Below are 14,164 nucleotides of genomic sequence, written 5' to 3'. Positions count from 1 at the left end.
AAAATTATTCTCCTATACTTGAATTAATACTTTTAATCATTTTAGCTTGATCTCTTGATCCACTATTATCGTGTAAAGTTGTTACAATAATACGATCACGATTATGTAATTTACTAGTACTTACTAAACAATAACCAGCTAAAGGTGTGTAACCCGTTTTTAAGCCATCAACATGCAATGCATGATCATAACTATAGCCACCCTTTAACAATTCGTTCTCATTTTTCATTTTTTGGCTACCCATATAAGCAATCCGATGCTTAGCATCATTAACAATATTAGGATATAAATCTAATAACTTAGCTGCGATATTGGTAATTGCTCTAGCACTTACTCGATTATAATCACGATATTTACCATAGCGAATTCCATATCGATATAAGTCATTATTTTCTAAACCTGATGCCGAAACAAAATGAGCTTGGTTTTGAAGATGCCATTGTTTAGCTTGATAATTCATTAAATGAATAAATTTATTATTCGAACCACTCACCCATTTACCTAAAGTAATGGCCGATGCATTTGATGAAGCAATTAAACTGGCACGATACAAAGTCTTAACGGTATACTTTCTTCCCGCAACTAATCGAACGTTTCCTAAGTCAGAACTTTTGCTCATACGACTCAAGTTATTAGAAATTTTTACCCGTTGATTCCAGCCATTATGTTCATGCTGTACTTTATTAATTGCCAAATATAAGGTCATTAATTTGGTAGTTGAAGCAATTGCATAACGTTTACTAGCATTTTTTGTATAAAGAAATTTATGATTATTTAAATCCATTGCTGCTGCAGCCCTAGCATGATTAGACATTGATGTCTTAAAATCAGCATTCGCAATTATTGGATTAAAAAAAGTCATAAAAAATATGATAACCATTAAGATTACCGGCGTCTTTTGTAAAATTTTATTATTAATTTTTACACCCCCAATATTATATATTAATATTTTTCATGTAAAAAGTTAACCTTATATTATAAACAAATAAAAAAGCCATTATAAAATGACTTTTTTAAGACTATTTTTTATCGCCATCTTTAAGGATTTTCTTTAAAGTAGCAATTTGACCATATTCATTAGCTTTGTTCATTGGTGCCACAATTAAATTGCTATCGGATTTAGCAACCTCACCAAATGCATTAATTGATTGATTTTCAAAGTATTTTTCATCAGCATTTTTCAATCCATCTTGAACTGTATCGATTCGATATTTTTCAGCATCTGCCTTTAATTTAGTAGCTTTGGCATTGGCATTAGCAGTGGCAATCAAAGCTTCATTTTGTGCTTTCGTTCTTAATTGGATGGATTGAGCATCACCTTGTGCCTTAGAAATCTCAGCTTGACGCTCACGATCAGCAGTTAACTGCTTATCCATTGCTTCTTGAATAGCTGCTGATGGAGTTAATTCATCAATATTAATTCGATCAACATTAACTCCATAAGTATTGGTCAAATCACCGATTGCTTCAGCTAAATCTTGGTTAATCTTAGCGGTTGAACCTAACACTTCATTTAATTCCATACGACCAATAATATCTCTTAAATGACCGCGAACTAATTGCGACATTGATTCAACTGAATCCGTATTTTCGTATTGATATTTAACCGAGTTAGTAACGTGATAATTTAAAGTTACACTGGCGGATACTTCAGCATTATCTTTCGTGATGATTGAATAGCGAGGTAACAACTTAGGTTGCATTGCTAAACTAACACTTCTGATTTTTTGAACAAATGGAATGTAAAAATGTAATCCTGAGTGAATTGTTTTACGATATTTACCCCAATTTTCAACTAGTCCTTCATAGTTTTGTCTAACAACTTTAATTCCAAATGGCATAATTAAATTCCTTCTTCCTTAACTTTTTTTAAATATAAAATATTTCCATTATTACCAATAACTTCATATGAAGCATTTTGATTGAGTTCTTTTTCATTAATTAAATCATAGCGATAATAAATTCCATCCATCATTACGAGATGATTATTGCCATTGACATTCTTACCATCAACACGTTTACCAACAAATTGACGCTGCTCAAAGTTACCCGTTTTTAAAGTATCCTGTAGCAAATTAGTTATGTATTCTTCAACACTAGTATGCGCAGTATTAGCTGATTTTTTAACCTGATCAGCTAACATGCCATCTAGCTTGATTGTAACTTTCATCTTCACACCTCCTACACTGAATTATTTCAAATTATAAAAGTTTTAATTAAATAAGCAATAGGTTTAGCTAAAATTTATCAATAAATTAAAACTTGCATTTTTAAATGAATGCCATAAAATAAGAAGAAAATATAGAGGTGATTTCATTTGTCATGGCAAAGTGATTGGGCATACAACAAATATTGGGTAATGGCACGTTCTCAACAAGCTTATAATGAAATTCGAAATTTAGCTAAAAATAATCAATGGACGAAAGAAAAAGAACATAAATATGAACAAATTGTGATTGATTTAGAAAATATCACTCCAACTAGAGCTACGTTGGTGACTGCTTATCAACATGTTTGGGGATATTTTAAAAAAATTGCAAATGATGACGAAAAGAAAACATATCTAAAATATTTGGATGCATTATCTCCGAAAAGTGACCAGCTAGGACCTTTTTTAGCCGATTTAACCGATAAGTATGAAGTTAAATATTTACAAAAGTCTAGAATAATTCTTGAAATCAAGAAATCTTAATGTATTTTAAGCGGTCCCAAATATATTAAAAATTTACAAAGTGAGGATTTATATTTATAATGTAATAAAATCTGTGTTATAAAAGATTCATGTTAAGATTATGTTTACTAGATTAATCGAAAGGAATTTATTTAATGAAATTTCAAAAGACAATTATTGGTTCAGTTGCTGTGCTACTTATCGCAATTGGCGGTGGTGTCGCATTCAATAACTTATCAGATAATAACACTGATAAAGCTGACACCCTACCAGTTTCTTCCGATAACTTAATGAAACGAATTGCTGAAAATGATAGCTATCAAAAAGCAAAACAAAATCACAAAGTACAAAAAAATGACGATACTTATGATAATGTCGCTGATCAAAATGGTGATGATGTGAATAAGCATCCGATTTATAAGCCAATCACTCGTGACTATTTAGGAAATTGGTATAAAGGACAAAATGCTAAGATGATTATTCAAAATAGTATGTTTATGGCTGATCATCCTAGCGATCCAGTTGCTGGAATGCCACCCTTGAATATGGAACGTTACGGCAAAACCAATGCCATCTTTATTAGATCAGTATACAAAATTAATACTTACTGGCCTGCTAAGGTAATCTATAATGGTCAAACTTACAAAACCATGATTACTAGTAATGCCCCTAAATTTAATCATTTCAAATTCTATACTAGCGTAAAAACTAAATCACCAATTCCTGATTATGTATCAAAACAAAGTCACGTTGACTTGGTAGGTAAAAATGAAATTAATTTAGATCAATTAAATAATGAACAATAATAAAAATGGCGTTATCCAATTATGTGGGTAACACCATTTTTTTGTATTAATCTTCTTCTTTGTGTTGTGAAATAGGTTTATTATCTGAGGCAGTTTTAACAATCTTCAAATTATCGCCATCTTTTTTAACAGTAGCGGTCCATCTGAATACTTCCGTATTTGTTGAATCATCACTGTAGAAAACATACTTAACATTGTAATTAATAATTGAGGTTCCATCATGACCTGGTGTAATAGATTGAATATCGTTGGTCAAATCAACACTATTAATATCATCATTTTTATGTTGAGTTTTACCCCAATCGTAAAGTTGATTGTATGAATTATTGTCTGATCCACCAACAAAATCATCATCTAAATCGTCAGCATCACCATCACTAACAATATTTTGTAAATTATTAGATACATCGTCTAATAAGTTTTGAGTATCATCTTTAGATACACTACCTGGATAAGTAACATCAACGGTGGACTCATTATCATCTGAAGTTACCTTAGTTGGATTAGAATCAATATTACCGTATTTAGCAGTTACAACCATATTAGATGAATATGGCATTTCTGGAACAGCATAGTTCCCGCTATCGTCAACAGTTCCTTGACGTTTACCATTAATGTAAATAACTGATTTAGGTGCAGCTGACACCTTAAATTTGATCGTTTTTAATACTAAGTTTACCGAATCAGCATTATCACTTAAGTAATATTTACCATCATTAGAAATTTTCTTACCATTAACTTGACCGGTTGCTTTTAATTCATATTGACCTGGAAAAATAGGGCCAATCTTCTTTTGATAATCACTACTATTAGAAGTAAGAATATGTTTACCATCTAATTCAATTTTGGCATTATCACGATTAGTGTAAACAGTTGGATAAACTGTCTTGGCCTTAATTTGGTAACGAGGAAAAATTAAAAATTGATGGCCATTTTGTTTATATTCAAACTTGTCACCACTAGTTTCACCACCATCCATTAGCTGAGACTTAAATTCAAACAATTTTTCTTTATTGTCATTAAAGTAATTAGATAATGGTGTTAATGAATCACTATTCATTGTGTAACTAGGATCATTAGTATAGAAGTATTTAGTAACATCATTTTGATCTTGCATTCCATCAACAATTCGATTCATCGTAGCACTTTTAGAATAATAATTTTGGCCAAATAGGTAACCACCACCTAAGACGATTACCAAAATTGCAATGATAGAAAGCTTCAATTTAGGATGCTTCATCTTGTGTTGTGGTGATTTTCTTTGAATAGCGTTTTGATTATTAAACTGACTATTATTTGATTGATTAGCATCATTTTGTGATGAATTATTATTAACTGTGTCATTATTTGTATCAATGTTTTTTAAATTAAAACCACAGTTTTGACAAAATTCATCAGATGCTTGAATGGGATGTCCACAATTGGGACAAAATAATTTCTTAGGCATGGAAAGATCCTCTCTTAATCTTAACTAAATAGTTTAAAAATAATTAAAACCGCCAATAAGTCGGCAATAATCGTTCCTAATACCATATAAATTTCATCAATTTTACTGTTAGAATGTTCGAACAGAATTAATGATAAGCCAATATTATATGCAACAGGAATAATTAGTGTAATAAATAAGAAAACTAAGGCATAAGCTAAATAACTTGATGAAACTAAAACTAGTATAGATAGAAGTAAATCTATAATAATTATGTAGTTAGTAACATTAGATAGCTTATTAAGATATTCAAAAAAGCCAATTTTATTTTTAGATGAGAACTTTTTAGCAAGAAAACCGATTAAAATCCAAACAATAATCAAGATTAATACAGTTATCAAACAGTCGAAATAACTAACATTATCACTAATGTTATTACCTAAAACAGAACCAAAAGTGTCTCCTAAAAGTGAAGAGATAGTCATAAAGCTATGATACATGGTAAATGCAATTAAAATAGCTGAAACAATAAATGAAGTTAGTCCGTAATATGTATGACTTTCCTTAACTTCTTCACTAGGTTTTTTAATGGTTTTCATAAACCAACTAAAGTAACCATTTGAGTATTTTTTCATACTCTCAACATTTTGATTAATGTTGTCCTGTGTATTGTTTTGTTTTGATTGATTATTCATTTGATTATTTTGATCATTAATAAATGAATATCCACAATTAGTACAAAACTTAGAATTTGAATCAACAGATGCTCCACATTTAGGGCATTTTTTCATAAAATAACTCCTCCAATAATAATTTAAATATAAGATTGCACTAATTATAATAACACTATTTTATCAATGTTAGAAATTCATTCTAATATTAATGCTTAAAACTAGTATAATTACATATTTATCATATTAGAAAATACTTAAAATTATTAAAAGAATTGACTTTTAAAAATTTTACTGATATATTTCTATATATTAAATATTCAAGTAAATTAAAGGCAATGATAAAGCAAAGTAATAATTTGATTTTATTTAGAGAGTCTCAGTATTCTGAAAAGAGATATAAATTAAGTTATGAAAGTATCTTTTGAGCTATATACCGAAATCGTTGAGAGTAACGTATATTGGGTACACCCATTAAAGTGTTAGCGTATGTTAGTACGTGAAGTGGCTATTTTTAGCAATCAAGGTGGTACCGTGTGTCTAAAGCACCCTTAGTTTTTTATACTAAGGGTGCTTTTTTTATTGTTTTTAAAAAGATTGGAGATGATGGTTATGAAAGTGAGTAAATAAAAAATCGCAAGTAACTTATTTACAATATAATTTGGAGGAGAAAACATGCAAGATGAAATTAAAGATCTCAATAATAAACCATTGTCCATCAAACAATATTTAGTTGTAGGATCAATGTTATTTGCCCTATTTTTTGGTGCAGGTAACTTAATTTTTCCAATTCATTTAGGTCAATTAGCTGGTGCTAATTGGATTCCTGCGGCAGCTGGGTTTCTAATATCTGGGGTGATTTTGCCATTACTATCAGTTTTAGCAATTAGTATTACCCGTTCAAAAGGGGTTTTTGATATCGCAAAACCATTAGGTACTGGTTTTGCAATTATATTCTTGGTGATGGTTCACGCAACTTTGGGCCCATTATTTGCTACGCCTAGAACCGCAAGCGTTAACTTTACCGTTGGAATTAAACCATTCATCCCTGACCAATACGTTCAATTAGCAATGATTATTTTTACTGGTATTTTCTTTATTGCAACATTCTTATTAGCATACAAAACAACCAGCATTTTAGATAGTTTAGGAAAAATTTTAAATCCATTATTTTTAGCACTACTATTTATTGCATTTTTATTAGCCTTTTTACATCCAATGGGCAATGCCGCTAGTCAATCAATCTCATCTACTTATCAACATGCATCATTCTTCAATGGATTTTTGGAAGGTTATAATACAATGGATGCTTTAGCTGGATTAGCCTTTGGAGTTGCCGTTGTTAGTGCAGTTAATGTCTTAGGCAAAACAAATCCTAAATCAAATGCCAACGCAACTGCAAAAGCCGGCTTCATTTCAGAATCATTAGTTGGAATTATTTATATTGTATTAATTTGGATCGGTGCAACTTCACTAAATTTATTTAAGATTAGTAATGATAATGGTGGAACTACTTTTAATCAATTTATGGGACATTATTTAGGTTCAACTGGACATGCTTTACTGGCCACTTTAATGACTTTAACTTGTATTACCACTGCAGTTGGTTTGGCCTCAGCTTTTGCACAAGATTTTCATCAACATTTTCCAAAATTCAGTTATCATCAATGGTTAGGGCTAAATTGTATTATTTCATTTGTGGTTGCTAATGCTGGATTAAACTTAATTGTTACCTGGTCAACGCCAGTATTAATGTTATTATATCCATTCGCAATTACATTAATTTTATTATCAATTTTTTCCCCATTATTTAAAAGAAATAAAATTGTTTATATAACGACCATTATTTTTATAACGATACCTGCATTCTTTGATATGTTAGTTTCAATGCCACCGATGATTAGTAATTTAACCGTTATTCAATCATTAATTAAAATTGAACAAGGTATTTTACCATTTGCAAATATTAAAATGGACTGGATTCTTCCCGGAATTGTTGGTGCAATCATTGGATTAATCATTTATAAATATAAAAAGTAAAAAATAAGCAACTCAAAGTTAATTGAGTTGCTTATTTTTTATGGGGGATTGTATATATGAAATATCTTGTTTTCTAATCAATTATGGATTTAACCATTTGAAAGTTTTTGGTTTCCAAATATGACCACCCTTTAATTTCAATTCATAACGACCAATCATAATTGTATTATTTTCATTCAAACTTGTTGGATCCATTAAAATCTGTTGTCTTAGCATAGTCATATAACCTTCTTTCTTAATTGATTGTCATTAATATAACAATGAAAACTTAAAATTATCTTAAATGAAAAAAGAAATTACTAAACTTAGTAATTTCTTTTTGGCCTTTCATATTAGAAGTTAACTGATGGAGCTTTTTGGGCACTTTCATCAGCTTGGAAGTAATTAGCCTTCTTGTGGTTAGTAATACTTGCAACTAATGAACCAGGGAATTTAACTAGTTTATTGTTATATTCACGAGCAGTCTTATTATAACGATTACGTTCCACACTAATGCGGTTTTCACTCCCTTCTAGTTGTACCATCAAAGTTTGCATATTACTATTAGATTCTAATTTTGGATATGCTTCACGAATTGAACCAACCATGACATTTAAAGCACGATCTTGCCCACTTAAAGCATTAACTTTGTCAGAACTATTGTTAGCATTGTTATACTTAGATTTTGAATTATAGTATTCAGTTCTAGCCTTACTAATGTCACCATAAACTTGTTTTTCTTGTTTTTGTTGGCCCTTTACAGCATTCATTAAGTTAGGAATTAAGTCAGCACGACGTTGTAAAACGGTTTGAACTTGTGCCAATTGTTCCTCTACGCCTTGTTCACTGGTTGACATGCTATTGGAAGATTTAATAAAACCACCAATCATTCCAATTAGTACAACACCAACTACGACTAGTGTAATAAACCAGCCACGTTTATAAAATGGTTTGTTTTCAATCATTTTTTATATTCTCCTTATTCTTTACAAATTATTAAATATCGGATCCTCCACCACCGAAGTCTCCGCCGCCTCCGGAATCACTAAAGCCACCAGAGTCGCCACCACCAAAGCTACCAAAATCACTACCGCTAGACCTAGAACCACCAGATCCTAGTAAACTACCGATTAATGCACCAGTCCAGAAACCATTATCGCCGCCTCCAGAGCCACCACCGTAATGATTATGATGGTTATTGTCATCATTATTATTCTTCTTCAGATAGTAGATAATTACACCAACTATTCCTAATAAAATAAATAATAATACCCAAGTAGTATACTTTTTACGTTGGTTAGCTTGCATGGTTGCCTTGGCGTCTTTTACTGATTTGTTAGCGTATTCTTTACTGACAATTGAAGCAACATCTTGAAAAGTCTGTTGAAGTCCATTGTCAACTTCTGAAGAATTGCTAGACTTCAATAAAGACTTATTATTTTGTAGAATTTGATTAGTTTTACCATCAGGTAAGATTCCTTCAACTCCATAACCTGTACTAATTCTAACATTATTTTTACCCCCATTTTGGGCAAATAAAATTAAAGTTCCATTATCCAGGCCTTTTTTACCAAATTTCCAGCGATCATTTTCCAAAAGTTTATCAGCATAATCTGCAATAGATAAATCTCCAGTTGACTTTACCGTCATTACAACAATTTGTGGTTTCGTTTCCGTTTGTTGATATTTTTTATCCTGATTTAGAATAATTTGTTTAGTATTATCAGATAAAATATTAGCATAATCTTCAATCACATACTCCGAATTAGGTGTTGGATTGGTCGATTCAGCATTTGCATTTAATTTACCCATTAATAAAATTAATGAAAAAATAGGAATTAATAGATAAAATATTCTTTTAAAATACTTCGTAAATCTCCCCCCTATAAACTCTTTATAAGAGCATATTAATTGATTGTAATATAATAGTAAAGAAATATTTAACTAAAAATTTGAAAAAAATCCTTTTTTAGACTATTTTTGAGTTAAGGATTTAATTAAAGAAGGCATAAAATATGTATAAATATATTTCAATTATTTTTAGAACAATTAGTGTTATTTTAGGATTATTAGCTGGAACCATTATTGGGCTTGATATTATTCCTATCGAGCCAATTAGTCAGTTACCTCTTAACTTTGTTATTTATGATATTATAGGTGTAATTACTGTTATATTATTAATTATTCAAATTGTAGCAGCTTTCTTCATTCAAAATACCAAGTTTGATGCAATTTTATCAATTACATCAATTATAATGATTATGATTTTATGGATATTAAATCCAGAAACTAAGTTCCCTTATGTATGTGGAGTCATTTCAAGTATTTCATTAATTCTTGGCAATATCAGGAACAACGTCTACAATTTGCAAAATTAATTTATCCTTTTTTTATAATTTAAATCGTTATATCATAAGATATATAATTTACATCAGGAGTTGTTACAGATGGAAGCTATCAAATTGGGGAAGGCCAAAACCCAACAAATTACCCAATTTATTAACTTTGGCAATCAAAATTATGACAATGACAATCAAAAACAAGCAATTGAATTTTATAGTAATGCAATTGCAATTTACCCTGCTAACTTAAAAACAAATGAAGAAATAAATGGAGATATTCCTGATCGTAATGAAATTTTAACTAAATTAGGGATGCTATTTACTAAATATGGTACTCAACTTGATCCAACTGGTGTCCATTTATTTAAACAATCATTAATTTACGCACCAGATGATGTTGAAGCCAACTACTATCTAGGAAAAATCCTATTTAATAATGGTAACATCTACGAAGCTAATTTATATTTGAATAAGGTCATTGATAATATTGATGAAAATGATAAATTATATAATTCAACTAAAAAAGCTTTAGAAGAAATTAATAATCAAGATGAAAAAGATCTACCTATTTTTGCAACTGACTTTATCATTGGACAAGCTTTATCCCACACAATGTTAACCAGTCCAATTGGAACCTTTGTTAAAATGAGTTTTGATAAAATTGAAAATAAATACAATGATAGTGTTCAGCTATTTCCAACTGATCAGACTGTTAAAAAATTAAATAAAATTCGTGACTTTAATTCTAATCATGGCTTTAAGCAAGCTCCCTTTGAAGAGTTTTTACCAGCAAACCTACCATTATTTGAAGTAAAAAATAATCTATCATTATTTATCGATGAAAATTATACCTTAATTAATCAAGGTGCTGAAATCTATGATGTTTGTGGAATTAACGTCCCACCAGAATTATCATTTAATTTTTACAAACTAGTTAATAATGATACCGGAACAATTGCTTATCTATTACTAACAGGTAAAAGTCCATTAGAAATCAAAGATGAACAGTTAAGAACATCTGATGATTTTGATTATCAAGAAACTATTTTTGATGATTATAAAACTAATGTTTCATATGATACTGAAACAATTAAAGTATTTATGTTAGCGGTAGCGAAGGATTATTTCAACGATACAGTAACTAAAGATAATATTGAAAAAACTAAAGTTTGGGGTATTAAAGATGCCGGTTTTGAACAAACTTTTGATAAAAATGATGATTTTACTTTAGATGATTCGAGATTAGAGATTTTAATTGAAACCAATATTGAAAAATAAAAAGTCGATTCGAAAGAATCGGCTTTTTGTGTTTTATCGATTGTAATGATGATAACTACGATGGTAATTATGCGTATTATAACTACCATAGTTACGGGCATAATGATGATTATTCTTATAAGAACGGTTGTTATTACTAAAGTTAGGTGCACCTTGAGGTGTTGGAACCGTCATACTTTTATCAATTTTAGATCTACCTGTAGCGTAATCAAATTTAACTCCTGGTTGAACATTATATAAATAAATATTGAAGTTCAAAGTTTCATCAGTAGAAAGTGCTTGCATGTGAACTCCACTCGCCATTAAATTATTTCCTTTAAAAATTGGGGTAACTTTATAAATAACTTTCTTCCCCTCTTTTAAAGCATCTCGAACTTTAGTTTCGTAAATAGTTTGTACTTTTTGATTACTAAAGGCACTTTGCGTAAATAAATTCTTAATGTTGTTCTGGTCACCAGATTTTAAACCAGGTTTGTAACTACCATCTAAACTAATGCCTCCAGAAATACTATAGGCAATTTCATGGCCACGATTAATTATAGCTGAACCATCAACAAATTTTTGATGCCAAGCTGTTGGTTGAACAGTTTGTGAGCTTCTTAGGCTACCACTAGCTAAATTACGATGTTCTAAGTAAGCAATGTTACCAGTAGAAGTCCGATTCAAATTGTCTAAATCAGCATAAACAACATGATTATATTTCCAATCAGTTGTTTTTAAATTGGATTTATTATTATTAATTTCAATATAAGATTGATCGCCAGATTTGTATTCTAGCTGATCTAGTTTCTGATCAACTGTGTTATCATTCTTGCTTTCAATATTAATATTGTTGTCTTTTACTGTACTTTGGTTTTCTTCTTTTTTAGAACCACAACCTGTTAGGAGTAATGCTAAAAATAAAGAACTAACGACTAATCGTTTAATTTTCATACTTTATCCATCCCTCTAAATTATCTATCAATAATATTAACATAATCGCTAATTAAAAAATAAAAAAGCTGGATTAAAAATCCAACTTTTCGATATTAAATATTAATCAACTTCAAATTTATCAGCGTAAGCTTTTTCTTCTTTCATCAAACGTTGTTTTTCCTTTTCATTAAACCAAGGAGAAACGGTGAAAGCTAAGACGTCATTAGCAACATAAACAGCACTATTAACAAACATTGCCAAAGTAGCTGATCCTTCTTTGTAAGTAATGAACCATAATACTAATTGAGCAAGTCCTGATGCTAACCACCAGAAGTATTGATTGTTGTAACGCATGAAGCAAATGATTCCAGCAGTTAAACAAACCGCAAAACTAAATGCATCATAGAATGGACGACCATCATCGGTTAATGTTTGAATGGCAAATCCAGAAACTACGAAAACAACAGCTGTAAATGCAATTGAGATAAACCAGCTTTTAGCGGTAAACTTACGAATCTTAGAAACCATGTTAACATTCCAGTTCTTACTTAATAATACTGGAATATCAAGTGTCAATATGTAAGCAATCTGTTCACCAATACTTAAATAATTCTTTGCAGTAAATCCAACAATAATAAAACAAATTCCGGATAAAATACCTAAAATACCATTTACAGATTTAGCTGCATTTATTGCAAGCACACATAGAACTCCTAAAGTAGTTCCAATAAAAGTTAAGATTGAAAGCCATGTAATTGGTGCATTTACCAATGTCATCACTTGGCAACCTAAACTAAAGAAAAATAAGTAGTAGTTTTGTTTTGGCCATCCCTTTAGTTGATGGGCTAAAAATTTAAAATAATTAGACAATGTATAATTTCTCCTCAATATTTTCAAATTCGGTTAAGAATTTTGAGGAGAACATACCTAGGATTCATCTATATATTGTGTTAATACATAGTGTTCTCTCAAAAAACAACACTATATATACTACCATGTAGAAATATTTTTGCAATCCAATCAAAATAAAATTAGAGCCTTCTGGACTAGATAAGACGGGCTCTAATTTAGCTTTAGAAAAATTTGATTAAATTTTAAATTGAATATTTTAATCTTCAAAATTGAATTTGGTACATTGCAAAAAGAATCTATATAGTGAGAATATAATACATATTGTAACAAAAACCATAATGTAAAAAGATACACTTAGATTAATATTTAGAAAATAAATAAACAAAGAAGTTGATAATAATATTAATGGAATATAGTAAATTAATTTAATTTTCCAATTACGACTTCCAATAGCATTAATATTTTTAAAAAAATATTGATTGAATTTGTCAAATTTAATACTTCCCTTAGTTGCATAATTCATAATAATTTCATAGATAATAACAATAGCTAGTAACCACAAAGAACTATACATACTTAAAAAGCTATAATATAAAATAATAAATATACTTAGTGGAACTACCATCAAAAAAATAAAGTACGAAAAAGTTTTCCAGTCAATTTTCATTAAACACCCCTACTTACTCTCCAATGAATAAAATAATTCCAAAATAACTACATAACATAAAGTAAACACTAAACTTCCCAGATGAAGAACACTAAATAATATGTTCATAACAAATAACAGTCCAACTAAGATTAATAAAGAAGCTGTTGGATGAGTTCTGGCATATGCATTAGGTCGCATTCCAAATCCATAGTAAAACATTTGCGCAATTTTACTATATGGATGATTTTTGCAATAAAAATATAGTGCCACAAAATAAGCAATAATTGCTATTAAACTAAGTAACCAACCAATAAACACTTCAACAATTCCAGCAATCAAAAATGCTGGTAAAACTAAAATGATTCCGTTTATAAATGATTTCCAATTAATTTTCATAATAAGCTCCTATTTTTCTTCTAATGAGTAAGTAAAGTTGGTAAATGATAAAACAATAAACAAATAAATTAAAGGATTTACAACATTAAAGACTCTAATCAACAAATAAATAAGTAACAAGTAGAATGCAAAGTTAATC

At 29.7% G+C, this 14,164-nt stretch carries 17 protein-coding genes and 1 other annotated feature; of the genes, 5 read left to right on the top strand and 12 right to left on the bottom strand.

Annotated features, from left to right (window positions below; genetic code table 11):
* Nucleotides 1-4: 4 nt before the first annotated feature.
* The 3 genes from MOO46_RS06690 to MOO46_RS06680 form a co-directional block, all read right to left on the bottom strand.
* A complete protein-coding gene (locus MOO46_RS06690; RefSeq protein ID WP_249510905.1) occupies nucleotides 5-862 on the bottom strand; it encodes a D-alanyl-D-alanine carboxypeptidase family protein in 858 nt (285 codons plus the stop codon).
* 157 nt (nucleotides 863-1,019) lie between these two features.
* Entirely contained in the window at nucleotides 1,020-1,841 is an 822-nt protein-coding gene (locus MOO46_RS06685) for an SPFH domain-containing protein (protein WP_249510904.1), read from the bottom strand.
* A 2-nt stretch (nucleotides 1,842-1,843) separates the two neighbouring features.
* The gene (locus MOO46_RS06680; RefSeq protein ID WP_249510903.1) at nucleotides 1,844-2,170 is read right to left on the bottom strand and encodes a toxin-antitoxin system HicB family antitoxin; all 327 of its coding nucleotides are present in this window, start codon (nucleotides 2,168-2,170) and stop codon (nucleotides 1,844-1,846) included.
* Between the two features lie 147 nt (nucleotides 2,171-2,317).
* Here MOO46_RS06680 and MOO46_RS06675 point away from each other — a divergent pair, with 147 nt between their 5' ends.
* Nucleotides 2,318-2,692 (top strand): DUF1722 domain-containing protein, encoded by a 375-nt coding sequence (locus MOO46_RS06675; RefSeq protein WP_249510902.1) that lies wholly within the window; start codon nucleotides 2,318-2,320, stop codon nucleotides 2,690-2,692.
* 134 nt (nucleotides 2,693-2,826) lie between these two features.
* Nucleotides 2,827-3,477: a hypothetical protein gene (locus MOO46_RS06670; RefSeq protein WP_249510901.1), complete on the top strand. Its 651-nt coding sequence runs from the start codon at nucleotides 2,827-2,829 to the stop codon at nucleotides 3,475-3,477.
* A gap of 46 nt (nucleotides 3,478-3,523) precedes the next feature.
* Here the strand turns inward: MOO46_RS06670 and MOO46_RS06665 are convergent, their stop codons facing one another.
* Together MOO46_RS06665 and MOO46_RS06660 are read right to left on the bottom strand one after the other, a co-directional pair.
* Complete coding sequence (locus tag MOO46_RS06665; protein WP_249510900.1) at nucleotides 3,524-4,924, bottom strand: zinc ribbon domain-containing protein; 1,401 nt, start codon at nucleotides 4,922-4,924, stop codon at nucleotides 3,524-3,526.
* Between the two features lie 20 nt (nucleotides 4,925-4,944).
* Nucleotides 4,945-5,694, bottom strand: a complete 750-nt coding sequence (locus MOO46_RS06660) for a zinc ribbon domain-containing protein (protein WP_249510899.1) — start codon at nucleotides 5,692-5,694, stop codon at nucleotides 4,945-4,947.
* A gap of 209 nt (nucleotides 5,695-5,903) precedes the next feature.
* Nucleotides 5,904-6,130 (top strand) — a binding site (T-box leader).
* 119 nt (nucleotides 6,131-6,249) lie between these two features.
* Between MOO46_RS06660 and brnQ the strand changes: the two genes are divergently transcribed.
* Nucleotides 6,250-7,614: a branched-chain amino acid transport system II carrier protein gene (brnQ, locus tag MOO46_RS06655; protein ID WP_396121401.1), complete on the top strand. Its 1,365-nt coding sequence runs from the start codon at nucleotides 6,250-6,252 to the stop codon at nucleotides 7,612-7,614.
* 81 nt (nucleotides 7,615-7,695) lie between these two features.
* Here brnQ and MOO46_RS07885 read toward each other — a convergent pair whose 3' ends face one another.
* From MOO46_RS07885 to MOO46_RS06645, 3 genes are all read right to left on the bottom strand, one after another.
* Complete coding sequence (locus MOO46_RS07885; RefSeq protein ID WP_260525466.1) at nucleotides 7,696-7,830, bottom strand: hypothetical protein; 135 nt, start codon at nucleotides 7,828-7,830, stop codon at nucleotides 7,696-7,698.
* Between the two features lie 116 nt (nucleotides 7,831-7,946).
* Nucleotides 7,947-8,558, bottom strand: coding sequence for a LemA family protein (locus MOO46_RS06650; RefSeq protein ID WP_249510898.1), 612 nt, complete (start codon nucleotides 8,556-8,558; stop codon nucleotides 7,947-7,949).
* A 31-nt stretch (nucleotides 8,559-8,589) separates the two neighbouring features.
* Entirely contained in the window at nucleotides 8,590-9,405 is an 816-nt protein-coding gene (locus MOO46_RS06645) for a TPM domain-containing protein (RefSeq protein WP_249510897.1), read from the bottom strand.
* Nucleotides 9,406-9,608: 203 nt separating this feature from the next.
* Here MOO46_RS06645 and MOO46_RS06640 point away from each other — a divergent pair, with 203 nt between their 5' ends.
* Both MOO46_RS06640 and MOO46_RS06635 read left to right on the top strand, forming a co-directional pair.
* Nucleotides 9,609-9,971, top strand: coding sequence for a hypothetical protein (locus MOO46_RS06640; protein ID WP_249510896.1), 363 nt, complete (start codon nucleotides 9,609-9,611; stop codon nucleotides 9,969-9,971).
* A gap of 69 nt (nucleotides 9,972-10,040) precedes the next feature.
* The gene (locus MOO46_RS06635; protein ID WP_249510895.1) at nucleotides 10,041-11,213 is read left to right on the top strand and encodes a tetratricopeptide repeat protein; all 1,173 of its coding nucleotides are present in this window, start codon (nucleotides 10,041-10,043) and stop codon (nucleotides 11,211-11,213) included.
* Nucleotides 11,214-11,246: 33 nt separating this feature from the next.
* Here the strand turns inward: MOO46_RS06635 and MOO46_RS06630 are convergent, their stop codons facing one another.
* From MOO46_RS06630 to MOO46_RS06615, 4 genes are all read right to left on the bottom strand, one after another.
* Nucleotides 11,247-12,146, bottom strand: a complete 900-nt coding sequence (locus tag MOO46_RS06630; RefSeq protein WP_249510894.1) for a DNA/RNA non-specific endonuclease — start codon at nucleotides 12,144-12,146, stop codon at nucleotides 11,247-11,249.
* A gap of 102 nt (nucleotides 12,147-12,248) precedes the next feature.
* The gene (gene pnuC, locus MOO46_RS06625; RefSeq protein WP_249510893.1) at nucleotides 12,249-12,998 is read right to left on the bottom strand and encodes a nicotinamide riboside transporter PnuC; all 750 of its coding nucleotides are present in this window, start codon (nucleotides 12,996-12,998) and stop codon (nucleotides 12,249-12,251) included.
* 238 nt (nucleotides 12,999-13,236) lie between these two features.
* Entirely contained in the window at nucleotides 13,237-13,647 is a 411-nt protein-coding gene (locus MOO46_RS06620) for a hypothetical protein (protein ID WP_249510892.1), read from the bottom strand.
* A 9-nt stretch (nucleotides 13,648-13,656) separates the two neighbouring features.
* A complete protein-coding gene (locus MOO46_RS06615; RefSeq protein WP_249510891.1) occupies nucleotides 13,657-14,025 on the bottom strand; it encodes a hypothetical protein in 369 nt (122 codons plus the stop codon).
* Nucleotides 14,026-14,164: the final 139 nt, after the last annotated feature.

Source organism: Apilactobacillus apisilvae (genome assembly GCF_023380225.1).
GTDB lineage: Bacteria > Bacillota > Bacilli > Lactobacillales > Lactobacillaceae > Apilactobacillus > Apilactobacillus apisilvae.
Note: the sequence above shows the minus strand (reverse complement) of the source record. Positions and strands in the feature narration are given on the sequence as shown.